Origin of the sequence: Subtercola frigoramans, from assembly GCF_016907385.1 — a bacterium.
GTDB classification, from domain to species: domain Bacteria; phylum Actinomycetota; class Actinomycetes; order Actinomycetales; family Microbacteriaceae; genus Subtercola; species Subtercola frigoramans.
Map to the genome: position 1 here is coordinate 1,015,407 of NZ_JAFBBU010000001.1, position 23,108 is coordinate 1,038,514.

At 64.2% G+C, this 23,108-nt stretch carries 25 protein-coding genes; 20 read left to right on the forward strand and 5 right to left on the reverse strand.

Annotation, left to right across the window (positions count from 1 at the left end):
* Window positions 1–100: 100 nt before the first annotated feature.
* From JOE66_RS04915 to mtnB, 15 genes are all read left to right on the forward strand, one after another.
* Window positions 101–433, forward strand: coding sequence for a PTS sugar transporter subunit IIB (locus JOE66_RS04915; RefSeq protein ID WP_205107278.1), 333 nt, complete (start codon window positions 101–103; stop codon window positions 431–433).
* On the forward strand, window positions 430–699 hold the full coding sequence (locus JOE66_RS04920) for an HPr family phosphocarrier protein (RefSeq protein WP_205107280.1): 270 nt from the start codon (window positions 430–432) through the stop codon (window positions 697–699). The genes JOE66_RS04915 and JOE66_RS04920 overlap by 4 nt, the downstream gene beginning before the upstream one ends.
* A gap of 94 nt (window positions 700–793) precedes the next feature.
* Window positions 794–2,437 (forward strand): phosphoenolpyruvate--protein phosphotransferase, encoded by a 1,644-nt coding sequence (gene ptsP, locus JOE66_RS04925; protein ID WP_239518494.1) that lies wholly within the window; start codon window positions 794–796, stop codon window positions 2,435–2,437.
* Window positions 2,434–4,053: a PTS mannitol transporter subunit IIBC gene (locus JOE66_RS04930; RefSeq protein WP_205107285.1), complete on the forward strand. Its 1,620-nt coding sequence runs from the start codon at window positions 2,434–2,436 to the stop codon at window positions 4,051–4,053. The genes ptsP and JOE66_RS04930 overlap by 4 nt, the downstream gene beginning before the upstream one ends.
* Window positions 4,054–4,082: 29 nt before the next feature.
* Window positions 4,083–4,523 carry a PTS mannitol transporter subunit IIA gene (locus JOE66_RS04935; protein ID WP_205107288.1) on the forward strand — a complete coding sequence of 147 codons (441 nt, stop codon included), beginning with the start codon at window positions 4,083–4,085 and terminating at the stop codon, window positions 4,521–4,523.
* A gap of 14 nt (window positions 4,524–4,537) precedes the next feature.
* Window positions 4,538–5,689 (forward strand): mannitol-1-phosphate 5-dehydrogenase, encoded by a 1,152-nt coding sequence (locus JOE66_RS04940; RefSeq protein WP_205107291.1) that lies wholly within the window; start codon window positions 4,538–4,540, stop codon window positions 5,687–5,689.
* A gap of 198 nt (window positions 5,690–5,887) precedes the next feature.
* Window positions 5,888–6,109 (forward strand): translation initiation factor IF-1, encoded by a 222-nt coding sequence (infA, locus tag JOE66_RS04945; RefSeq protein WP_055811571.1) that lies wholly within the window; start codon window positions 5,888–5,890, stop codon window positions 6,107–6,109.
* A gap of 111 nt (window positions 6,110–6,220) precedes the next feature.
* Window positions 6,221–6,337 (forward strand): 50S ribosomal protein L36, encoded by a 117-nt coding sequence (gene rpmJ, locus JOE66_RS04950; RefSeq protein WP_104242511.1) that lies wholly within the window; start codon window positions 6,221–6,223, stop codon window positions 6,335–6,337.
* 229 nt (window positions 6,338–6,566) lie between these two features.
* Entirely contained in the window at window positions 6,567–6,941 is a 375-nt protein-coding gene (rpsM, locus tag JOE66_RS04955; protein ID WP_205107293.1) for a 30S ribosomal protein S13, read from the forward strand.
* Between the two features lie 61 nt (window positions 6,942–7,002).
* Window positions 7,003–7,401: a 30S ribosomal protein S11 gene (rpsK, locus tag JOE66_RS04960; protein WP_136641125.1), complete on the forward strand. Its 399-nt coding sequence runs from the start codon at window positions 7,003–7,005 to the stop codon at window positions 7,399–7,401.
* A 169-nt stretch (window positions 7,402–7,570) separates the two neighbouring features.
* Window positions 7,571–8,560 (forward strand): DNA-directed RNA polymerase subunit alpha, encoded by a 990-nt coding sequence (locus tag JOE66_RS04965; RefSeq protein WP_116283869.1) that lies wholly within the window; start codon window positions 7,571–7,573, stop codon window positions 8,558–8,560.
* 67 nt (window positions 8,561–8,627) lie between these two features.
* Window positions 8,628–9,215 carry a 50S ribosomal protein L17 gene (gene rplQ / locus JOE66_RS04970; protein WP_205107296.1) on the forward strand — a complete coding sequence of 196 codons (588 nt, stop codon included), beginning with the start codon at window positions 8,628–8,630 and terminating at the stop codon, window positions 9,213–9,215.
* Between the two features lie 70 nt (window positions 9,216–9,285).
* Window positions 9,286–10,356: a translation initiation factor eIF-2B alpha/beta/delta subunit family protein gene (locus JOE66_RS04975; protein ID WP_205107298.1), complete on the forward strand. Its 1,071-nt coding sequence runs from the start codon at window positions 9,286–9,288 to the stop codon at window positions 10,354–10,356.
* A complete protein-coding gene (gene mtnC / locus JOE66_RS04980) occupies window positions 10,353–12,365 on the forward strand; it encodes an acireductone synthase (protein WP_205107300.1) in 2,013 nt (670 codons plus the stop codon). Before JOE66_RS04975 ends, mtnC begins: the two co-directional genes overlap by 4 nt.
* Window positions 12,362–13,030 carry a methylthioribulose 1-phosphate dehydratase gene (mtnB, locus tag JOE66_RS04985; RefSeq protein ID WP_307827055.1) on the forward strand — a complete coding sequence of 223 codons (669 nt, stop codon included), beginning with the start codon at window positions 12,362–12,364 and terminating at the stop codon, window positions 13,028–13,030. The genes mtnC and mtnB overlap by 4 nt, the downstream gene beginning before the upstream one ends.
* Window positions 13,031–13,050: 20 nt before the next feature.
* Here the strand turns inward: mtnB and mtnK are convergent, their stop codons facing one another.
* From mtnK to JOE66_RS05005, 4 genes are read right to left on the reverse strand one after another with little or no spacing between them, the layout of a single operon-like run.
* Window positions 13,051–14,277 (reverse strand): S-methyl-5-thioribose kinase, encoded by a 1,227-nt coding sequence (mtnK, locus tag JOE66_RS04990; RefSeq protein ID WP_205107303.1) that lies wholly within the window; start codon window positions 14,275–14,277, stop codon window positions 13,051–13,053.
* 12 nt (window positions 14,278–14,289) lie between these two features.
* A complete protein-coding gene (locus JOE66_RS04995) occupies window positions 14,290–15,342 on the reverse strand; it encodes an ABC transporter permease (protein WP_205107305.1) in 1,053 nt (350 codons plus the stop codon).
* On the reverse strand, window positions 15,339–16,910 hold the full coding sequence (locus JOE66_RS05000) for a sugar ABC transporter ATP-binding protein (RefSeq protein ID WP_205107308.1): 1,572 nt from the start codon (window positions 16,908–16,910) through the stop codon (window positions 15,339–15,341). The genes JOE66_RS04995 and JOE66_RS05000 overlap by 4 nt, the downstream gene beginning before the upstream one ends.
* Complete coding sequence (locus JOE66_RS05005; RefSeq protein WP_205107310.1) at window positions 16,907–18,004, reverse strand: substrate-binding domain-containing protein; 1,098 nt, start codon at window positions 18,002–18,004, stop codon at window positions 16,907–16,909. Before JOE66_RS05005 ends, JOE66_RS05000 begins: the two co-directional genes overlap by 4 nt.
* A gap of 220 nt (window positions 18,005–18,224) precedes the next feature.
* On the opposite strand from JOE66_RS05005, the gene JOE66_RS05010 reads away from it, so the two are divergent.
* Window positions 18,225–18,800 carry a 1,2-dihydroxy-3-keto-5-methylthiopentene dioxygenase gene (locus tag JOE66_RS05010; protein ID WP_205107312.1) on the forward strand — a complete coding sequence of 192 codons (576 nt, stop codon included), beginning with the start codon at window positions 18,225–18,227 and terminating at the stop codon, window positions 18,798–18,800.
* 1 nt (window position 18,801) lies between these two features.
* Here the strand turns inward: JOE66_RS05010 and JOE66_RS05015 are convergent, their stop codons facing one another.
* On the reverse strand, window positions 18,802–20,037 hold the full coding sequence (locus JOE66_RS05015) for an acyl-CoA dehydrogenase family protein (RefSeq protein WP_205107314.1): 1,236 nt from the start codon (window positions 20,035–20,037) through the stop codon (window positions 18,802–18,804).
* Window positions 20,038–20,293: 256 nt separating this feature from the next.
* Between JOE66_RS05015 and JOE66_RS05020 the strand changes: the two genes are divergently transcribed.
* From JOE66_RS05020 to rpsI, 4 genes are all read left to right on the forward strand, one after another.
* Complete coding sequence (locus tag JOE66_RS05020) at window positions 20,294–20,860, forward strand: Lrp/AsnC family transcriptional regulator (RefSeq protein WP_205107316.1); 567 nt, start codon at window positions 20,294–20,296, stop codon at window positions 20,858–20,860.
* 124 nt (window positions 20,861–20,984) lie between these two features.
* Window positions 20,985–21,959 carry a tRNA pseudouridine(38-40) synthase TruA gene (gene truA, locus JOE66_RS05025; protein WP_205107319.1) on the forward strand — a complete coding sequence of 325 codons (975 nt, stop codon included), beginning with the start codon at window positions 20,985–20,987 and terminating at the stop codon, window positions 21,957–21,959.
* A 144-nt stretch (window positions 21,960–22,103) separates the two neighbouring features.
* Window positions 22,104–22,550 carry a 50S ribosomal protein L13 gene (rplM, locus tag JOE66_RS05030; protein WP_205107321.1) on the forward strand — a complete coding sequence of 149 codons (447 nt, stop codon included), beginning with the start codon at window positions 22,104–22,106 and terminating at the stop codon, window positions 22,548–22,550.
* A 63-nt stretch (window positions 22,551–22,613) separates the two neighbouring features.
* Window positions 22,614–23,099: a 30S ribosomal protein S9 gene (rpsI, locus tag JOE66_RS05035; RefSeq protein ID WP_205107323.1), complete on the forward strand. Its 486-nt coding sequence runs from the start codon at window positions 22,614–22,616 to the stop codon at window positions 23,097–23,099.
* The last annotated feature ends 9 nt before the right edge of the window (window positions 23,100–23,108 follow it).

The following is a 23,108-nucleotide window of genomic DNA, read 5'->3' on the forward strand; positions in this document are numbered from 1 at the left end:
GCGAATCCGCCGCACACTTACTTGTGCACAGCCTGTACAGGCACCGAATTCTTGCACAGAGCAAGACGGACCAGCACGATCGCGCAAGGGGGCGAGAAACGTGAAGAGGATCCTTGTCGTCTGCGGCGCAGGCGCATCGAGCACATTCCTGGTCCACCGCATGCGCAAGGTGGCAGCGATGAGAGGTCTCGAACTCATCATCACGGCCACCAGCCAGAGCGAGATGGCCCAGGCCATTGCAGACTGCGATGCCCTGCTCGTCGGCCCGCACCTGGCACCGGAGTTCGCAGTGCTGGCGGCGTCAGCGCGGTCAGAAGGTGTGCCGAGTGCGCTGCTGCCCTCAACGGTCTTTTCGGCCGGGGGAGATGACGAAGCCCTCACCCTCGCCCTCACTCTCTTCGATCACCCACAGACAGAAAGCGTGCTCTCATGACGGAACGAACTGCACTCATCGCCTCGGCGCACGGACTGCACGCCAGGCCGGCGTCGCTCTTCACCCAGGCCGTCGCAAAGTCGGGCGTGAAGGTCACGATTTCGAAACCCGAAAGCAAGACGGTCAATGCCGCCAGTATTCTCGGCGTCATCTCGCTCGGAATCGAGAGCGGTGACACTGTGACGTTGAGCACAGAGGGCGACGAGTCCGCCAGCGTTCTCGACGACCTCGTCGCACTGCTCGAGAGGGACCTCGATGCTGAGTGACAAGCAAGGCGCGGCTGTGCTGGATGCACCTGTGTCTCACCGTCTCCAGGGTTCCGGTATCGGCCGGGGTCTTGCAGTCGGTGTTGTGGCCCGGATGCCCGAACCCCTGCCTGAACCCTCGAATTCGCCGAGCGGGCTGACACCGGGCGCTGAAGCAACCCGAGCGACGGCGGCGCTCGCCGCCACCGCGACAGACATCCGCGTCAGGGCCGAGAGCGCCGGCGGCACCGCGGGTGATGTTCTCCAGGCTCAGGCGTACATGGCCGAAGACCCGACCCTCCTCGAGGATGTCGAGGCGCGGGTACTCAGTGGCCTGACGGCCGAACGTGCTGTCTTCGAAGCCTTCGCCGGATTTCGCGAACTCCTGGTGGGCATGGGCGGGTACATGGCCGAGCGGGCAACCGACCTCGACGACATCTCCCAGCGCACAGTGGCACTGCTGCAGGGAGTTGCAGCTCCTGGCATTCCCGACCCCGGGCATCCATTCGTGCTTGTTGCACGAGACCTCGCGCCAGCAGACACGGCTCTTCTCGACCTCACCACGGTTCTTGCGCTCGTGACAAGCGAGGGTGGGCCGACCTCCCACACGGCGATCCTTGCCAGGGACAAAGCCATCGTCGCGGTTGTGGGTGTGGCGGGCGCCGATGAACTCAGGGACGGCCAGGTGGTGATCGTCGACGCCGCGACCGGCACGATCGTCGCCTCAGCCAGCGAAGACGAGGTGGCAGCGGCGCACGCGGACCTCCTGGAGCGGAGCACTCGCACGTCGGCCCTCACCGGCGCCGGCATGATGGCAGACGGCACGCTGGTCCCGCTACTGGCCAATCTGGGTTCTGCGGCCGCAGCGGCCGACGCCGTTGCCAAGGGCGCGGAGGGCGTCGGGCTCTTCCGCACCGAGTTCCTCTTTCTCGACCAGGCCGAGGCTCCGACCGTCGAAGCGCAGCAGGCCGAGTACACAGCGCTGTTGTCCGCGTTCGCCGGTCGGAAGGTCGTCGTCCGCGCGCTCGACGCGGGCGCCGACAAGCCGTTGAGCTTTCTGAACGACGCTGCGGAGGAGAATCCCGCACTCGGACTGCGCGGCCTTCGGGCACTCAGGGCGAACGAGCAGATCCTGCGCGACCAGCTCACGGCACTGGCCAACGCGGCCGCCGTCACCGATGCCGATCTCTGGGTGATGGCCCCGATGGTCTCGACCGTCGAGGAGACCCGGTACTTCACCGCCCTCGGGCGTGAGCTCGGGCTCCAGACACTCGGCGTCATGGTCGAGGTTCCGTCTGCGGCGCTGCTGGCCGACCGGATTCTCGCCGACGCCGATTTTGCGAGCATCGGCACCAACGACCTCACCCAGTACACCCTCGCTGCAGATCGTCTGCTCGGGTCGGTCGCCGCCTTCCAGGATCCCTGGCACCCGGCCGTGCTCCGACTCGTCGGAGAAGTCGGCCGCGCTGGCGCAGCCCTCGGCAAGCCCGTCGGAGTCTGCGGTGAGGCGGCAGCCGACCCGCTGCTGGCCGTCGTGCTGGTCGGCCTCGGCGTGACGAGCCTATCGATGTCGCCGGCCGCCCTGGCCGATGTGCGGGGCGAACTCGCGCTCTACTCCCTCGAGCAGGCCCAGCAGTTCGCCGCGGTCGCGCTCGCGGCGAACTCGGCATTCGAAGCCAAGGCTGCTGTGGTCGAGGCGCTCTCAGATTCACCAACCCACCCTGAAACACCCACTCACAATGAAGGAGCACGGCAATGACAACGTTGTCACAACCACAGACCAGCGGCCCAGGCGCTGCCACTAAGCCAGGGGGTGCCAGGGTCGCCGTCCAGCGATTCGGTACCTTCCTCAGCGGAATGGTCATGCCGAACATTGCCGCGTTCATCGCCTGGGGTCTCATCACGGCCCTGTTCATCAAGACCGGCTGGCTGGCGCAGTTCGGAATCCTGGTTCCCGTCGTCGGCGGGTTCCCCAATGCCGACGGCACGGAGAACGTCGGTCTGGTCGGCCCGATGATCACCTACCTGCTGCCCCTGCTCATTGCGAACACGGGTGGGCGGATGATCTACAGCACACGAGGCGGCGTCGTCGCCGTCGTCGCGACAATGGGTGTCATCGTGGGCAGCCCCGTTCCCATGTTCATCGGCGCAATGGTCATGGGCCCGCTGGCGGCCTGGATCATGAAGCAGGTCGACAAGGTCTGGGCGAACAAGATCAAGCCCGGGTTCGAGATGCTCGTCGACAACTTCTCGGCCGGTATTCTCGGCGCGATCCTCGCGATCGCCGGGTTCTTCCTGGTGGCTCCGCTGATCACCGCGCTGAGTGCTGCACTCGAGTCGGCTGTGAACTGGCTCGTCTCGCTCTCGCTGTTGCCGTTGGCGAGCATCCTGGTCGAGCCGGGCAAGGTGCTGTTCTTGAACAACGCGATCAACCACGGCGTCTTCACCCCGCTGGGCGTGCAGCAGGTGGCGGAGAACGGCAAGAGCATCCTCTTCCTGATCGAGGCGAACCCCGGCCCCGGTGCCGGAATCCTGCTGGCCTTCGCGATCTTCGGTGTCGGTCTTGCCAAGGCGAGTGCTCCCGGTGCGTTCATCATCCAGTTCTTCGGCGGGATCCACGAGATCTACTTCCCCTATGTTCTGATGAAGCCGATGACGATCATCGCGGCCATCCTCGGTGGCATGACGGGTGTCTTCGTCAACGTGCTGTTCCAGACCGGACTCAGGGCCCCCGCCTCACCCGGCAGCATCATCGCCGTGTTGATCCAGACCGCGCCCGACAGCTATGTCGGGGTCATCCTGTCGGTCATCCTCTCGGCTTCGGTGTCGTTCCTTGTGACCGCCGTCATTCTGCGCGCGACCCGCAAGCGCGACCTCGCGAACGAGAACGCCGGAGACCTGAGTGCGGCCATCGCGCAGACCGAGGCGAACAAGGGCAAATCGAGTTCTGTGTTGTCTCACCTGCAGGCCGACGGCCTGGCGAACGAAGACGCCGCCCTCCAGGCCATGGCCGCCCAGGGTGGGTTCGAGTCGGCCGAAGAGGTCGAGCGGATCCAGGAGGCGCAGAGCCTGACGGCGATTCACAACATCGTGTTCGCGTGCGACGCTGGAATGGGTTCGAGCGCGATGGGTGCATCGGTGCTGCGGAACAAGATCAAGAAGGCGGGCATCACTGACGTTACTGTGGTCAACAAGGCGATCAGCAACCTGACCGACGACATCGACCTGGTGATCACTCACCAGGATCTGACGGCGCGGGCCCGCCAGCAGTCGCCGAGTGCAGAACATGTCTCGGTCGAGAATTTCATGTCGAGCCCGAAGTACGACGAGATCGTCGGGCTTCTGCAGAACCAGAGTCACAACCAAAAGGCGTAAGCCGCAGCCAGAAGGAGAACAGCAGTCTCATGAGCGACACCGTACTCACCCTGAACTCGATCAAGATCAACGGCTCTGCCACCACCAAGGAAGAGGCGATCGCCGAGGCGAACGATCTCCTGCTTGCGGCGGGCGCCGTGACAAACGGGTACCTGGAGTCGATGCTCGAGCGTGAGGCTTCTGTCTCCACCTATATGGGCAACTACCTGGCTATACCACATGGCACGAACGAGGGCAAAGACGCGATTCTCGCCTCGGCGCTCTCGTTCGTGCGGTACGCCAAACCGATCGACTGGAACGGCGAAGAGGTGCGGTTCGTCGTCGGCATCGCCGGAAAAGACGGCGGTCATCTCGACATCCTGTCGAAGATCGCCATCATCTTCAGTGATGAAGACGAAGTCGAGAAGCTGTTGAAAGCACCCAGCGACGAAGCAGTCTTCGCGCTGCTCGCCGATGTGAACGACGACTAGAAAAGGAAGACTTCGTGAAAGCCGTACATTTCGGGGCAGGCAACATCGGCCGGGGATTCGTCGGGCTGATCCTGCACAATGCCGGCTACGAGGTGGTGTTCGCCGATGTCAACGCCGAACTCATCGACACTCTGGCAGCATCGAGCAGCTACCGGGTCTTCGAGGTCGGCATGGCTCCCAAGACGTGGACGGTGGACAACTACCGCGCGCTGAACAGCGCGAGCAACACCGACGCCGTGGTTGCAGAGATAGCGACGGCCGATATCGTCACGACCGCGGTGGGGCCGAGCATCCTGCGCTTCATTGCGCCCCTCATCGCCCAGGCGCTCGTAGCCCGAGCCGCTTCGTTGCCGCCGCTTCAGGTCATGGCCTGTGAGAACGCCATCAACGCGACGGATGCCCTGCGGGAGCACGTCGTCTCCGAGCTCGGTGCCGAGGTTTTCGTCGGTGTCTCTGAGAGGGCTGTCTTCGCAAACACCGCCGTCGACCGCATCGTGCCGGCTCAGGTTCCCCACGCGGGCCTTGACGTCACCGTTGAAGACTTCTTCGAGTGGGCGATCGAGAGCGGGCCGTTCGGCGACAGCCTTCCCGAGATCGCCGAGGCGCACTTCGTACCCGATCTCGCCCCCTTCATCGAGCGCAAACTCTTCACCGTGAATACCGGTCATGCCGCGACGGCGTATCTCGGGTATCAAGCGGGATTGGCGACCATCGCTGAGGCGATCACTGTGCCCGAGATCTTCGCTGCGGTGAAAGCCGTGCTCGAGGAGACCAAGGTTCTCCTCGTTGCCAAGCACGAGTTCGACGAAGACGTGCAGGAGGCGTACCTCGAGAAGAATCTCGCCCGATTCGCGAACCCGTACCTGCCCGACACCGTCGAGAGGGTCGGCAGGGCGCCACTTCGCAAACTGAGTCTGAACGAGCGCTTCATCGGCCCGGCTGCGCAATTGGCCGAGCGCGGGATCGTTCCGTTTGCCCTGCTCGATGCCGTTCGGGCAGCGCTGAGGTTCGATTTCGCAGGCGACCCTGAAGCCGTTCGACTGCAGGGCATTCTCTCGGTCGCAACTGCCGAAGAGGCGACTGCAGAGATCACTGGGCTGGGGCCCGGGCATCCACTTTTCGCCAGTGTCGTGCAGGTCATCGAGTCGGTGCAATCGAACCGCTGAAGACCGGCAATATACACCGTTCTTTATGGTAGGCTCGATCTTTGGTGTCTCCGGCGTGTTCACACGCGCTTTGCCCCTCTCTCACAACCTTCGCGATCACGTGTGGGTTTCGAACGAAGCGGCGCGGCACCGACAAGAAGAACGCACGACCAGCAGTCACTATTTCAGTGAAACGCAATTTATAGCAGACAGTGAGTTATGGCCAAAAAAGACGGTGTCATCGAGATCGAGGGCGCAGTGGTCGAGGCTCTTCCCAACGCGATGTTTCGTGTTGAGTTGACCAACGGACACAGAGTTCTTGCCCACATTTCGGGCAAGATGCGACAGCACTACATCCGCATCCTCCCAGAGGACCGCGTGATTGTGGAGCTCAGCCCCTATGACCTCACCCGTGGTCGTATCGTTTACCGGTACAAATGAGCCGCCGCTACAAACAAGCCCACTGAATGGTCCCGCTTCACCCGAAGCGACAGCTGGAAAGTAACGGCCGGATCGAACTGAACCGGTACGAAGACAGCGAAAAAGGAAATCATGAAGGTCAACCCCAGCGTCAAGCCCATCTGCGAGCACTGCCGCGTCATCCGACGCAACGGCAACGTGATGGTCATCTGCAAGTCGAACCCGCGCCACAAACAGCGCCAGGGCTGAGTTTTTTCGCCCGCGTCCGCGCGGTCGAAAAAACCCAAGAGCCAATTGGTTTTGTGAGCGCACGCGCTCACAAAACGTATGAAGCTCGACTGAAGTCTTACAACTGAATATCGATTGATAGCACGGCCAGAACCGGATGCTCGGCAACGATCATCCGGGGACACCTGCGGTGGAGGCCGCAGCACAGACCGTGCACCACACCTCCACTCATCTACAGGAGCATGCCACCATGGCACGTATTGCAGGAGTAGACATTCCACGCGACAAGCGCGTGGAGGTCGCACTGACTTACATCTACGGCGTTGGCCGTACGAGGGCACTTCAGACCCTCGCCGATACCGAGATCTCGGGCGACATCCGCGTCAAAGACCTCACCGACGAGCAGCTGCTTGCACTTCGCGAGCACATCGAAGGCGCGTACAAGGTAGAGGGTGACCTCCGCCGCGAGGTCGCAGCCGACATCCGCCGCAAGGTCGAGATCGGCTCCTACCAGGGCATCCGTCACCGCCGCGGGCTTCCCGTGCACGGTCAGCGCACCAAGACCAACGCTCGTACCCGCAAGGGCCCGAAGCGCACCGTAGCCGGCAAGAAGAAGGCCCGATAGCCAACACTTCCGGGTTCGACCCTGAGGTACGGCATCGCCATAAACGTTTTAGGAGAACATCATGGCAGCACCAAAATCGGCCGCTCGTAAGCCGCGTCGTAAAGAGAAGAAGAACGTTCCCGTGGGCCAGGCCCACATCAAGTCGACGTTCAACAACACCATCGTGACCATCACCGACCCGTCAGGCGCTGTCCTGAGCTGGGCTTCGTCAGGAACTGTCGGCTTCAAGGGTTCGCGTAAGTCGACCCCGTTCGCCGCGCAGCTCTCTGCAGAGTCTGCTGCTCGCCAGGCGCAGGAGCAGGGCGTGAAGAAGGTCGACGTCTTCGTGAAGGGTCCCGGCTCCGGCCGCGAGACCGCGATCCGTTCACTCCAGGCTGCTGGCCTCGAGGTCGGCTCGATCAACGACGTCACCCCGCAGGCGCACAACGGTTGCCGCCCGCCCAAGCGTCGTCGCGTATAGCCTTTTCGGTCGCTGATTGAGTAGCGCGAAGTGCGTATCGAAATCCTGACCGGTTTCAATACGCGACTACGTCGCTACTCAACCAGCGGTTAACACAGCAATCTTCACAACTCAACATCTCGTTATCGCAAGTGTCATATAGCGGACACTTCGCCGAAAGGAATCAACAGTGCTCATTGCACAGCGTCCAACGCTCACCGAAGAAAACATCTCGGAGTTCCGTTCGCGGTTCGTCATCGAACCACTGGAACCCGGTTTCGGTTACACCCTCGGTAACTCCCTCCGTCGCACCCTGCTCTCGTCGATCCCGGGAGCTGCTGTCACGAGCATCCGCCTCGACGGCGTACTGCACGAGTTCAGCACGATTCCCGGTGTCAAAGAAGATGTCACCGAGATCATCCTGAACATCAAGGGGCTGGTCGTCTCGAGCGAGCACGATGAGCCGATCACCGCGTACCTGCGCAAGCATGCGTCTGGCCAGGTCACGGCCGCGGACATCTCCGCGCCTGCCGGTGTCGAGATCCACAACCCGGAACTCGTCATCGCGACCCTGAACGACAAGGCGAAGTTCGAGCTCGAGCTCATCATCGAGCGCGGTCGTGGCTACGTGTCGTCGACCCAGAACCGCAGCGAGTTCAGCGAAGCCGGCCAGATCCCGATCGACTCGATCTACTCGCCCGTTCTGAAGGTCACCTACCGCGTCGAGGCGACTCGTGCCGGTGAGCGTACCGACTTCGACCGCCTCGTGGTCGACGTCGAGACGAAGCCGGCCATCACCCCGCGCGACGCCATCGCTTCGGCCGGTCGCACGCTGACCGAGCTGTTCGGTCTCGCCCGCGAGCTGAACACCGCCGCTGAGGGCATCGAGATCGGCCCCGCGCCGGTCGACGCTGTGCTCTCGAGCGAACTCGCCGTACCGATCGAAGACCTCGATCTGTCGGTTCGTTCGTACAACTGCCTCAAGCGTGAGGGCATCAACACCGTCAGCGAGCTGGTAGCGCTGTCGGAGACGCAGCTCATGAACATTCGCAACTTCGGTCAGAAGTCGGTGGATGAGGTCAAAGACAAGCTCGTTGAGCTTGGTCTGTCGCTGAAGGACACGGTGCCCGGCTTCGACGGTGCACACTTCTACGGCGGTTACGACGACGAGAACATCTAACCCACTTTGTTGTTGCCCGGTCTGACGGCCGGGCTGACCGCACAGACACACTCACTGGAGAAATGAAATGCCAACCCCAACTAAAGGGCCTCGTCTCGGCGGTGGGCCGGCGCACGAGCGCCTCATGCTCGCCAACCTGGCTGCAGCCCTGTTCACCCACAAGAGCATCAAGACCACCGAGACCAAGGCCAAGCGCCTTCGCCCGGTAGCCGAGCGTCTCATCACGTTCGCCAAGAAGGGTGACCTTCACGCTCGTCGCCGCGTGCTTGCCACGATCGGTGACAAGTCCGTCGTGCACGAGCTCTTCACCGAGATCGCCCCGCTGGTCGCTGAGCGTGATGGCGGTTACACCCGCATCACGAAGCTCGGCTTCCGTAAGGGTGACAACGCGTCGATGGTGCAGATCGAGCTCGTTCTCGAGCCCGTCACCCCCAAGGTCCGCGCCAAGCGCACCGCGTCGGCATCGGCAACCGTCGAAGCACCCGAGGCTGAGGCACCCGAGGCTGAGGCTCCCGAAGCCGAGGCCTCCGACGTGCCGGTCGAAGAGACCGAGACCGTCGAAGCAAGCGAGCCCGTAGCCGAGGAGGCGCCTTCAGAGGCCGCCGCCGAGGTCGAGGCCGACGCTGCCGAGAAGGCTGACGACTCCTCCAAGTAGGTGTGACAGTTCGACAAGCCCCAGACGACTCCACCGAGTCGTCTGGGGCTTTCTTCACGAGGGGAAATGCATGACCACGGCCCGCACAATGATTCCCGCGCTCGACGACTCTGTTCGAGTGCACGGCCAGACGGTGCACATCCTCGATCGCCGTGTCTTCCCTGAAACCCTCAGCTGGGTCGTCTCCGAGTCGGCGGAAGACGTCGCGCGGGCGATTCGGGAGATGGTGACACAGAGTTCCGGCCCGCTCTTCGCCGCCTACGCCGGTATGGAGATCACCGCACTGCAGGTCGCCGGGCTCAAGCTGGCACAAGCGCAGACGCGCATGCAGCAGGCCGGTGCCGCACTGGCGTCGGCGAGGCCGACCAACAATCATCCGCGCGAGGCGGTGGACCATGTGCTCGGCGCCGTTCAGAGTGCGCGTTCGACGGGCGAGCTGGTCGACCGTGCCGTCGAGGCGGCACAGTCCGGCCCGGTGGCGTATCGAGCCCGGAGTTATGCCCTCGGGAGGGAGACTGCCGCGTTGCTCGCCGACGGCTCGCGAATCCTCACCCACTGCTGGATGGACAGCTACCTGATCGAACTCGTTCGCGCAGCGACAGACGCCGGCAAATCGTTCGAGTGGGTCGCCACCGAAACGCGCCCGTACCTCCAGGGAGCCAGGCTCACCGCTCACACCCTCGCGGAGCTCGGCCAGAGCGTCACCCTGATCACCGACGGAATGGGCGCTGCCGCCCTCTCGCCGGGGTCGTCGATCGGGCCCATCGACGCGCTCGTGACTGCCGCCGACCGGGTGAGCCTCGACGGCAGCGTCGTGAACAAGGTCGGTACGCTCGGTCTGGCAATTGCGGCGACCGCCTTCGACGTGCCGTTCTACGCGCTCGTACAGGCTCCTGACGAGAACGCTCCGACCGCGGACGACATTGTCATCGAACAGCGTGACCCCGCCGAAGTGCTCCACACGCTGGGGCGCCGTACAGCATCCGGTCTCGTCACCGAGGCGTGGTACCCCGCCTTCGATGTGACGCCCGGCCGGTTCGTATCGAAGATCATCACCGACAGGGGTGCCTTCGCGCCCTCTGACGTGCACCGCTACTGGTCGGATGCCCGGGGCCGGGCCCGCCCGAACAGCGCAGTATGACCGCAAACACGCCTGCAGGATACGAGCTGCTCGAAACGGGCCGTGATGTCACCTCCTACCTGAGGGATTCGGGGCTCCTCCCGCTCGTTGCGGGCGAGGAATCGCTCGTGACCGTCGTCGAGGTGACCGCGGGCAACATGAACCGGGTGTTCATCGCGCGTGGGCCGGCGGGGAGCGTAGCCATCAAACAAGCGCCGCCGTGGGTGCAGGTCGCAGGGCCGGGATGGCCCATCGACCCGGGCCGCATCGCCTCGGAGGCCCGCACCTACGAGCGTCTGGCCGCTCGGGTGCCCGAGTCCATCCCGACCATCGTGCACTTCGACGAGCTGCGGCACATTCTCGTGATGGAAGACCTTTCAGACCTCGCGGTGGTGCGCGATGAGCTCGTGCGAGAACTGCAGCACGTGCCTCTGGGTAAATCTGTCGGCGAGGCGACTGCTGACGCCGGTGCCCCGTCGTCAGCGCGGCCTGTTCCGGCATATGACTGGGCCGACGTCGGCGACGTCGTGGGCCGTTTCATCGGTGAACTCTCGATGTCGACAAGTCGCGGGGTGCTTGGGGACGTGGCTTTCGAACTCCTGGTCGAGTCTGCCGCAAACCCTGAACTATGCGGGCTGACTGTCGACGTCGTGCTCGACGAGCCCTACCGTGCCCACGAGCACAACCACTGGCATCCTGCGCTGGATTCACGCGTTCGCGACCTCTATGCCGACGTCGAAGCCCGTCGCGCGGTCGCTCTCGTGCGTTCGAGGTTCAAGATGGCGAAGCAGGGGCTCGTCCACGGAGACCTGCACACCGGGTCGGTGATGGTCGGTTATCGGGGCGGCTCGCAGGTGACGAAGATCTTCGACCCTGAATTCAGCTTTGTCGGGCCGATCGGGCTCGACCTCGGTCTCTTCTGGGCGAACATGGAGATTGCAGCAATCGCCGCAGGCGCCGTCGGAGATCACGCTGCCGCAGCGGCCCGCCTCGAAGCCGTCACTCGAAGTCGCGCTGCGTTCGCAGCCGTGTGGCGTGGCGACTCTCTCCTGCCCGTGATTGAACGAGAAGCCCGCGGCTTCGCCGGCGTCGAGATGATGCGCAGGGCCGTCGGGTACTCGCATGCCGCCGACATCGAGAGCCTGTCGCCTGCACAGGCCGACGCTGCCTCGGTCGAGCTCTTCGACACCGCACTGGAGCACCTGCGTTCCGTGCTGAGCCCGTCACACCCGCCTGCTTCGACTACAGCACCTCACTCCCCGTTCACCGAGCACGAAGGACCTTCCCGCGTGACAGACACAATCCCGACCTCGACCCCACTTTCTGTGCGAGCCAGAGTGCTCGTGCTCGATCTCGAAGGCACCACGAGCGCAGCCGGCTTCATTCTCGGAGACCTCTACGACTACGCCCGTCCGCGTCTGGCGGCCTGGCTCGACGATCACGCCTCCGACCCCGCGATCGCTGCGGCTCGCGCGCAGGTGATCCAGGATGCCCGGCTTCCCGCTGACGCTACAACCTGTGAGGTCGTGGCGGTACTTCACCAATGGATGGCAGACGACGTTAAAGCGACCCCGCTGAAAACGATCCAGGGCCAGATCTGGGCTGAAGGTTTTGCCCGCGACGAGATCAGTTCGCACTTCTTCGGCGATGTCATCCCCAAGTTGCGCAGCTGGCACGATGAGGGCGTCAGGCTCGCGGTCTTCTCCTCTGGCTCCGTTGCGTCGCAGGTGCCGTGGTTTCGTCACTCACCTGATGGTGACTTGACCGGGCTCATCACCGACTACTTCGACACGGTCAACGCCGGGCCGAAGAAGGTCGCCTCGTCGTACGACACCATCGCCAACGCGCTCGGCGCAGCTGGTCCAGAGCTGCTGTTCTTCACCGACAACCCGGGCGAGGTGGCCGCGGCAGCCGAGGCCGGTTGGCAGGTCGTCGCATTCGCCAGGGAAGGCGAACCATTCTTCGAGTCCGACTTCGGTGGTGCATCCGTCGTCGCGTCGTTCGACGACGTCGAGGTGAGCGCACTGTGAGCGACACCGCGAATGTCTTCTCCGACGCAATCGTCGACCACGCGGTGATCCGGGAGGCCGGTGTGGCCCTGGCGGCCGAGTCACGGCGATTCGCCGACCGCGGCTGGATGCCCGGAACCGCCGGCAATCTCTCAGTGACCCTGGCACGCGACCCGCTGTGGCTCGCCGTGACCGCTTCGGGGCTCGACAAGGGCGAACTAAAGCCCACCGACGTCGTCATCGTCGACGAACAGGGGGAGTGGACTCCTGACGCGGGCCTGCCGTTCGCGCAGCCGTCGGCCGAAGCCGGGCTGCACGCGCGCATCGCGGCAGTGACCGGGGCGGGGGCTGTTATCCACGTGCATGCGCTCGCTGCTGTTCGGTCGGGTCACCACTGGCCGAACGGGGTGGTGTTACACGACCTCGAAATGCTGAAGGGAATCGGTCACAGCGCCCACGACGAGAGAGTCGTCATTCCTGTGGTGAAGAATCACCAGGACATGGTCATTCTGGGCGATGCCTTCGAGCGGGCGTATCGGCCGGCGACGGAGGCCATCGCCGAGGTTCCTGCGCTCATCGTGGCGGACCACGGCATCTATGCCTGGGGCAGGGACCTCCGGCAGGCCCGGTGGCACCTCGAGCTCACCGAGGCGCTGCTGCAGATCGTGCTCGCGACGAAGGTCTAGCTTCGAGCCAACGGTCGGGCTCATTCAGCCGGCGTCGCTGCGCCCTTCAGGATCAGTGCGGTCTCGGTCGAGAGGGCGTCGACGGGTCTGCGGGAGGCGTGCGCGAGCGCGAGGGCGCGCCCGGCTCGCAGAACACCGCGTGCCGCGCCTTCCCTCAGGCGCGGCTCGAGTGTCTCGATGTCGCTCGCTTTGGCGAACCCGATGATGCGGCGAATGCACTTTGCGCCAGCGAAGACGACGGCGTCGTCGAGGATGCCCGCCAGCAGTTCATCGAGAACGTCGTCGCCCCACACGCGTGGGTCGACCCGACTTGGCCAGAGAGCCCGGTACTCGAATTCGAAGCTCGCCCAGAGGCGCGCGGGCAGGGTCAGGATCACGGCTGCGCGGTCACTGTCACCCAGCGCTTCCGCGCGGGCGGCGGCGATCACGAAGTTGGCCCAGAGCGCCCCGAGGTCGAATCCGGTCGGGCCGACGAAGCCGAACTCGCTGTCGAAGGCTCGCACCGATGCGGGAGCGGTTGCTGTCGCTGCACGAACGAAGACCGATCCGGTGTGCAGATCACCGTGGATGAGCGACTGCGCCACTGTCATGAACCGGAGTTTGGCCAGGCCGATCTCGCGGACGAGGGCTGTGTCACCCTGGATCTCGCGAATGTCGGGTTCGTTCGCCGGCAGCACGGCATTGTGCTCGTGTTCGATGTATGGCTCGGTGAAGACCAGGTCCTCGGTGATCTCGCAGAGCTCGGGGTTGATCGCGCGTGCCACGAGGAGCTTGTGCTCGAGAGGAGACAGGCCAACCGGTGAGGTCGAGAAAGCAGCGCGGGCCGCATACTGCCCCAGATCATCTGCTGCATAGGCGTGCACTCGACCGGAGTTGAGCTCGTTTCGCCACACCGCGTGGTCGGACAGGTCTTCGATGGCGAGGATGTAGTTGACGTCGTCGAAGTCGTACAGGGCCGGAACGTGGGGTGCGTCCGCCGCGACGTGATGTGCGAGCACGGTCGCCTCTCGGGTGGACCGTTCCCTCGTCATCGGCCACGAGGGGTCAGTGCGCACATGCGGCAACGACTGCTTGAGAACGAGGGATGCGCCGCTGGCATCTTCGACGATGAAGACGAGGTTGAGGTTGCCATCGCCCACCTCGCGCACCGATGTCACGCTCGACGCATCGATGTGCCCTTCGAGCGCGGTTCTGCTGGACAGGTACAAGACCACCGTGTCGGCGGTGAGCTGGGTGAAGTCGGTCATCTGCGCTGGTTTTCAGTTCGAGGTGGTGGAGCCTGCCGTGACGACTGTACGCCGCCTCGAGAAGGTGAAACTGAACAGCAGGGCGATAAGCAGCACCACGCCCTTGCCGAAGTCCTGGAAATAGTACGGCAGGCCCAGCATCGTGAAACCCGTGACCATGACCGCGATGAGAACGGCGCCGAGGGCCGTGCCCCAGGCGTTCGGTCGGCCGATTCCGAGAACCGAGACGCCGACGAGTGCGACGGCCACGGCGTCGAGCAGTAGGGAGTTGCCCGCTGTGACATCGCCCTGGCCGATGCGGGCGGCGAGCAGGAGCCCGGCCACCGAAGCGAGCAGCCCACACCCCATGTACGCGAAGGTGCGGTACCACTGCACCCGGATGCCCGCCAGACGTGCGGCTTCGGAGTTCGTTCCCACGGCGAAGAGGGCGCGCCCCCAGCGCGTTCGTTCGAGCAGGAACCACAACAGCACGGTGATGACGAAGAACAGGATGACGGGAACGGGAACGGGCCCGATACTGCCGCGATCGAGCCAGAGAAAGTCGGCCGTGAACTTACCCTGGGCCGTCTGGCCGTTGGCGAGTGTCATCTGTGAGGAGATCGACTTGCCATCGACGATGATCAATTTGAGACCGACGATGACGAACATCGTGGTGAGGGTGGCAAGAAGGTCGGGAATGCGCGCCACGACGATCAAGAAGGCGTTGAGGGCGCCGATCAGCAGGCCGCAGACCAGCACAACCGTCACAGCGACTCCGCCGACCTGGTTCGCGACCACCATCGTCCAGGCGGCGATCGACACGGCGAAACCGGCCGATGCACCGACCGAGAGGTCGATGCCGCCGACGGTCATGGCCAGCATCACACCGAGGCCGGCGATCGCGGTGGGGGCGATGAACTTGAGCATGCCGAAGAGGTTGTCCACGGTGCGAAAACTCGGTTCGCTGATCGCGAAGAACGCAACGAGACCGATCGTCACGCCCACAAACCCCCACTTGACCACGAAGGCGGCGAACTGCTCCCCGGCGCTGCTCTTTCGCACTCTGGTCGGGGTCGCGCTGGTCATTCGGGGTCCTTTCGGGAGGTACTGGACTGGTGCGAACCGAGAAACGCCTCGATCACCGTCGCGCGATCGAGCTCGTCGGCGTAGGCATCGAGTTCGATGCTCCCCGAGACGAGCACCACGATCCGGTCGGCGACTTCGAAGATCTCGTCGACGTCGCTCGACAGCACCATGGCAGCGGCACCTTCCGCAGCGATGGAGGCCAGGCGCGATCCGATTTCCCGGCGCGCAGCGATGTCGACCCCGCGGAAGGGTTCGTCGAGAATCGCGAGCCGCGGTTTCGCCGACAGCCATCGCCCCACGACAGTCTTCTGCTGGTTGCCGCCAGACAAGTCGTCGATCAGCGCGCCCGGCCCACTCGCCACGATGCCGAGCGTGTTGATGACGACGTCGGCACGCGATGCCTCGAAGCGCTTGCGGATGATCCCGGCAACACTCGACTCTGCCAGGAACGGCACGGTGATGTTGCGAAGCACAGACCAGCCGGGGAGAATGCCCTGCCGCTGCCTGTCTTCCGGCACCAGCACCACGCCGGCTGCGATCGCATCGCCGGGTCGCCGGGGGGAATAGGAAGCATCACCCAGAGACAGCGTGCCGGCGAGGGGTGAGTTGAGCCCTCCGAACAATTCCGCTATCTCGCTCTTGCCTGCACCGATCAGCCCGAGCACCCCGAGTACTTCGCCTGACCTGATTTCGAGGTCGATGGGTGCTGAGCCGCTGAACAGGGTCACCTCGGAGAGGGTGGCCACAGCATCCGTGCCCCGGTGCGTGATGCCGCGGTCGTGTTCGAGGTCGGCGGATCTCCCGAGCATGTCGTGCAGAATGCCGCTCCAGCCGAACGGGCGTTCTGTGGTGCTCTGCACGGTGCCGTCACGCAGCACGACGACGCGGTCGGCCAGTGCCTCGATCTCACCGAATCGGTGTGAGACGTAGATGATCGAGAGACCGGATGCCCGGAGTGACCTCAGCACCCCGAACAGCCTCTCGGCCTCAGCGGCGGTCAGGGCAGAGGTCGGTTCGTCGAGAATGAGCAGTCGCGGGGTGCCGCGCAGGGCCCGCGCCAGCACGAGGAGCTGCGCGTCGGAGATCGGAAGGCGAGCGGCATCCTGGTTCAGCACACGATCGGGCCACTCGAGGCCGAGGGTAGCCAGCGCAGAGCGTGCATCGGCAAGCTGGCGCCGGTGGTTGCGCAGAATGTGTTTCGAACCCTGCGCCAGGTCGTCGAGGGTGAGGTTCTCGGCGACGCTGAGGCCGGGCACGATCCCGTCGGCGACCTTCTGGTGCACAGCCGAGATGCCGAGCGCCTTCGCTTGCACGGGCGTGGCCAAATGAACGGATTCGCCTGCGACCCGGACGCTGCCGCTGTACCGTGAGTTCGCGCCAGAGAGCGCCTTGATCAGGGTCGACTTGCCTGCGCCGTTCGCGCCGAGGAGGGCCGTGATCTCGCCCGGCCGGAATTCGAGGGAGATGTCGGAGAGCACCAGGTTCGAACCGTATGAGACGGAGACGCCGACGAGGGACACGACAGGATCATCGTGTCCCTCGTTCGGGTTCAGTGGGGCAGAGGTCATCCGGAGACCGCGGGGAGCCAATCTGCCACGACGGTGGTGTCGAGCTTGAGCTTCGGTTCGGCGACACGGAGCTGGGTCACGTTGGTGACCGCATTGTCTGCCAGGAACTGCTGCGTGATGGTCACGGCAGGAAATTGCTCGCTGGTGTCCTTCAGCTGGCCTGCCAGCGACAGGGCGAGGGTGCGGATGACGCCGGCACCGACTGCGGCCGGGTCGGTCGCAGAGGTTGCGACCCAGGGGCTGCCGTCGGCGGTGATGACCTGGATGTCGGCGTTCGAGATGTCGATTCCGTAGACCTTCACCTTCGACTGCAGGTTGTTCTGGATCACGGCCTGGACCGTACCCTTGGTGATCTCATCGTACGGGGCGAAGATCGCCTGCACGTCGGGGTTCTGCTTCAGAGCAGCGTCGACTAGGGGGATGTTGTCGGTCGCCGTCGACTCGGTGACCTTGCCAGTCGAGAAGACGACGTCGAGCTTGTGGGCGGCGACGACCTGGTCCCACACCTTCGCGCGGGCATCCAGGGGCGCGAAACCGGTCGCTGAGACATAGCCGACCTTCGCGCCGTCTCCGACGTCTTTCACGAGCTGGTCGAGAACGCCCTGGGCCATTGAGGCGTCGGACTGGCTGGTGGTGATGACGCCGGTCGCGTCGGTGAGGGCGAGGTCGTAGGTGACCACGGGGATCTTGGCGGCGACGGCCTCGGTGATCAGCGGCTGGAGGGTATCCGTCTGCCCGTGGTCGACGATGATGGCAGCGGGCTTCGAGGCGATGGCCTGCTCGAGGTCGCTGGCCTGCTTCGCGTTGTCGTTGCGGGCATCCGTCACCGTGAGCTCGATGTTGGCGGCCTTGGCCTGCGCAGTCGCTCCGGCACCCCAGGCTTCGAAGAAGTCGCCAGCGCCACTCTGGCGGACGAGGGCGACTTTCACCGGGGCGCCGTTGAACGGGCTGGGCAGGGGAGCCGAAGCGGTGGCGGCGGGAGTGGATGCACCCGCGGCAGTGCTGGAGCTTGTTCCCGACTGCGAGCAGGCGGTCAGGGCGAGCAGGGTCGCTGCGGCAACGACCAGGATCGGGGCTCGACGGGAAATGGCCATGAAGGCTCTCCTTGAAAGGTGTGGGGGAGGGGATTGTAGGACGGGACCTGAGGTGAGTCAGGTCGAACGCACGTGGGCTCCCTGGTGAAGGATGCCGACGGCTGCTGTGTTCTCCACCATTCAAGGGCGTGATCGGTCCCTTCTACCAATTGTGTTTCGCAGTATTACTTTCACGAACAATTCGAGTTGGCTGGCTGGAGGAGGCGTTTACGATTGGAACATGACGCTGCTGACCGTGTGGAGCACCACCGACCCTTCGACCCCTGAAATCCAGACCCGCGACGCTGAAACGATCCGAGGGATCCTCGCGGGCGTCGGTGCTCGGTTCAGCCGATGGGAGCTGAAGGAGCTGTCGGAGAACCCGACCCAGGACGAGGTGCTCGCCGCCTATGCCGACGAGATCGCTGCGGTCAACGCCGCACAGGGCTACAGCCTGGTCGACGTCGTGTCGATCGTGCCGGAGGATTCAGACGCCTACCGCCAGGCATCCGAGACGGCACGACAGAAATTCCTGAGCGAGCACCGCCATGATGACGACGAAGACCGGTTCTTCGCGCGCGGCAGTGGGGTCTTCTATCTGAACGTCGACGGCAAGGTGCACGCTGTGTTCTGTGAAGAGGGCGACCTGCTCTCGGTTCCAGCCAATACGACACACTGGTTCGACATGGGCACGACCCCGAGTTACGTCTCGGTGCGCTTCTTCCACGACGACGATGGCTGGGTCGGCAACTTCACCGGCAGCGACGTCGCCACGCACTTCGCCACCTACGACGAGCTGGCCCAGGTCTCGGCCTGACTCAGCTGTAGCCGCTCGGCGTCGGGAAGGTTCCGACGAGACCGTGGTCACCGACCTCCTGCGCCTTGTAGGCGACGGGGTCGTGCAGGGTGATTGTGCGGGCGTTTCGCCAGAACCTGTCGAAGGCGTAACTCGAGCTCGTCGCGCGGGCCCCCGTCAGTTCGAAGATGCGCGACGACACGGTCAATGCGACGTCGGTGGAGAAGACCTTGGCGGCAGCGATCTCTACTGCGGCTTCACCTCGCTGGGCGTCGGTCAGCTGCCAGCCGCGCTCGGCCGCCAGGGCGAAGGCCTCCGTTGCGCGCCAGGTCAGGGCATCCGCTGCCCGTGTCTGTGCCTGCAGCACACCGGACAGCGCACGGATGTGAGGGTCGTCTGTAGCACGGTCGACGCCGCTGGTCGACCAGGGCCTGGCCTTGGAGGTGACGTAGTCGGATGCTGCGGCCAACGCGCCCTCGGCCAGCCCGACGTGTACGTGGTCGAGGGCGAGCTGGAACAGCAGGATCGACAGTGAGGCGTACGGACGGTAGCGGGGGCCCTCCTGGCCGCCGAAGCCGAGGACATGCGCTGTTGGCACGAAGGCATTGGTGAACGAGACCGAGCCGGAGGCCGAGAGCCGTTGCCCGATGCTGTCCCAGTCGTCGTGGTGGGTGACTTCCGGTTGGGTCGCGTCGATCACGATCGACAGTTTCTCCCCGGTGTCGACTCGAGTGCCGCTGGCGGTGATGCGGTCGGACACCTGTGCGCCTGTTGCAAAGAACTTGCGCCCGGACACAGTGAACCCCCCTGCGACCGGGGTGAGGGCCAGGTTCGCGTCGCGGGGATTGCCGGCGCCCCCCCAGAACCAGTGGTTGTTTGCGAGACCGCGTTGCAGACCTTCGACGGCGTCGGAGTCTTCATTGAGAGCGAGCCGCCACGAGTTGACGAAGTGATAGACGAACACGTGGCCGAGACCGGTATCGGCCCTGATGATCGGGCGGAGGGCGTGGAACACGGAATTCCAGTCCAGACCGCCACCCCCGAGCCGCGTGGGCACCAGGGCAGGAAGCAGGCCGGTTTCGCGTAGTGCGGCAACCTCGCCGAACGGCGCAGTGCCCTCGCCGTCCCGCTCCGCAGCGACGAGTGCGAACTGTTCGGCCAGGCGAACACCGGCTTCCTTGGCCTCTGTCGCGGTGGTGATGACCGGCAGGGGAGTGGTGGAAGAGCGGGGAGCGTGAGGGGGCAGTGGCAGGGGCACGATGATCTGTCTCCAGCGTGGGGTGTGGTTTGTCGTGCGGCGGTCGTTGGACCACCATCTCTACTGACCACTATGCCCGGTCTGGACGTCTCTGTGCTTCGGTGCTTGTGTCAGTGAGCGCGGACTTCGGTGAGCGGGCCTGCAGGGTCGGTGTCGAACCACGCCCTGGTGGGAATCGGGCCATTGAGTTTTCAGACGCTAAGCGAGATATACTCAGCTATAGTCATCGCAGGGGGTCACGTGAGGAAATGCAACGATGTTGCCCAGAAAAGCAAAACGCAGTCCGTTCTCGTCGTACGTCGGGGCTCGCTTCGAACAGCCCGAAGTCGAACTCGATGACAAGGATCTCTCCCTCCTGAGAGAGCTCGCCAAGGATTCACGGCAGTCGCAGCGCGCGCTGAGCCGTTCGGTCGGCATGTCGCCTCCAGCGGTCGCCGAACGGCTCGCGCGCTTTGAGCGCACCGGAATCGTCAGGCAGTATTCCGTCTCGATCGACTGGAACAAGCTGGGGCTGGGAGTCGTGGCGCTGGTCAACGTGACGCTCAAGCCCGGTTGTGATCGCCAGGAGGTCTTCGACGCGCTCGCGGGCATGGTCGAACTCGAACAGCTCACCATCGTCACCGGCAGGTATGACCTGGCGGCACGTTTTCGAATCAGCGACCAGGCACACCTGCGTGAACTGATTCTCGACAGGGTACCGACGCTGCCGGGAATCCTGAGAACAGAGACGCTGCTCGGTCTTGGTACTCTCGACACCGAAGACTTTGCGTCGCGAATGTTCGACGCGTTCCCGGGCGACGAGTGCGTCGAGCGGGCCGTCTGAGTTGTACGGGCTAGGTTGTACGGGCTGAGTTGTACGGGCTGAATTGTCCGGATTGAATCGCACGGGCTGAACAGTACGGGTTGAACAGTACGGGTCGGAGCACACAGATCGGGAGGTGTAGGCAGTGGTCGTTCGAGTTCGCCTCGATCTCGCCTACGACGGCACCGATTTTGCAGGCTGGGCACGCCAGCCCGGGCTCCGAACGATCCAGGGCGAAGTCGAGAAGGCGCTCGCCGGCCTCTACTCGAAACTGGGCCCCATCTCCTCTCTTGTCGTTGCGGGCCGTACGGACGCGGGCGTACACGCTCGCGGCCAGGTGGCCCACCTCGATCTCAGTGACGAGCAGGCTTCGAAGATCGAGGTGAGCCGTATTGCACTCAGCGTGAACGGAATGCTGAGTACGATGCCCAGCACGCTCCCCAGCAGCACGCCGGGGGGCAACCAGGACATCGTGGTTCGGCGAACCACGGTCTCCGACGAGGGGTTCGATGCGCGGTTCTCGGCGCTCTGGCGCCGGTACGAGTACCGCATCGCCGACACTCTTCCCGCGCGCAGCCCTCTCACTCGAAGAACGACAGCGTGGACGACCAAGCCGCTCGACGTCGACCGCATGAATGATGCTGCGACCCAGATGCTGGGGTTGCATGACTGGGCGGCGTTCTGCCGCCCGCGGCCGTTCGCCACGACCATCCGTACCCTCCAGGAGTTCATGTGGGTTCGAACAGGCGATGACACCGTCGTCGCCTCGCTGGAGGCCGACGCGTTCTGCCACAGCATGGTGAGGGCCCTGGTGGGCGCGACAGTCGCTGTCGGGGAGGGGCGACTGAGCGTCGACGATGTGGTGCGACTGCGCGAGGCGCTCGAGCGCACCAGTGCCTTCAAGGTGATGCCTGCGCGCGGGCTCACGCTCACAGAGGTCGGCTACCCCGATGCGGCGGGCCTCGCCGTTCGTGCCAGTGAAACACGCGCACGGCGTACGCGCGAAGCCTTGATCGCTGAACGGGCCGCGCAGGCCGCGCAGGCCCAACGTGCCGCGCAGGGCGAGCGATCTCACCGTAACGACCTGGGCGAACTGGCCAAGCTACGGGAAATGGGCTAGGATCGACCCTTGGTGTGTGCAGCGTAATTGCGCCACCTGAAATTGAGCCCTCCACCGGCACGTTCCCCCGCTTCTTGCGGGGCAGAATCTGCCACGGAGCGGGATTTCACGAACACCTCATTTCAACCAGAAAGCACTATTACTGTGACGCGTACCTATTCCCCCAAAGTGAGCGAACTCGTTCGCAACTGGGTCATCATCGATGCAACCGACGTGGTGCTGGGCCGCCTGGCCAGCCACGCCGCCATCATTCTCCGTGGCAAGAACAAGCCCACGTTCAGCCCTCACCTCGACGGTGGCGACTTCGTCATCATCATCAACGCTGAGAAGGTCGCCCTCACCGGTTCGAAGGCCCTGCAGAAGAAGGCATACCGCCACTCCGGTTACCCGGGAGGCCTGTCGGCCGTCACGTACGCCGAGCTGCTCGAGAAGAACCCCACCCGCGCAGTCGAGAAGGCCATTCGTGGCATGCTGCCGAAGAACTCGATCGGCCGTTCGCAGCTGACCAAGCTCAAGGTCTACACGGGCAGCGAGCACCCGCACGCTGCGCAGCAGCCCGTTCCGTACACCTTCGGCCAGGTCGCGCAGTAGCGCGCCCGCCGATCACCTCCTCTCAGACATCTTTAGATTTAGACAAAGGAATTCGTAACCAAAGTGGCGAAGATCGCAGATCAGATTGACGTGGCTCCCGAGAGCTACTCGACCGAAACCCCCACCATCGAGACCCCCAAGGCGGCTCGCCCCGTGCTGAGCGTCGGCGGCGCAGCCGTCGGTCGTCGCAAGCAGGCCATCGCCCGCGTTCGCCTCACCCCGGGTGCAGGCACCATTGTTGTGAACGGCCGCGAGTTCGAGAACTTCTTCCCGAACAAGCTGCACCAGCAGTTGATCAACGACCCGTTCAAGCTCCTCGACCTGCTCGGCAGCTACGACGTGATCGCCAAGATCTCCGGCGGTGGCCCCTCCGGCCAGGCTGGTGCACTGCGGCTCGGCATCGCCCGTGCGCTCAACGAGATCGACGAAGAGAACAACCGTGCAACCTTGAAGAAGGCCGGCTTCCTGAGCCGCGACGCACGAGTGAAAGAGCGCAAGAAGGCCGGTCTCAAGAAGGCTCGTAAGGCTCCTCAGTTCTCGAAGCGCTAAGCGCTTCAC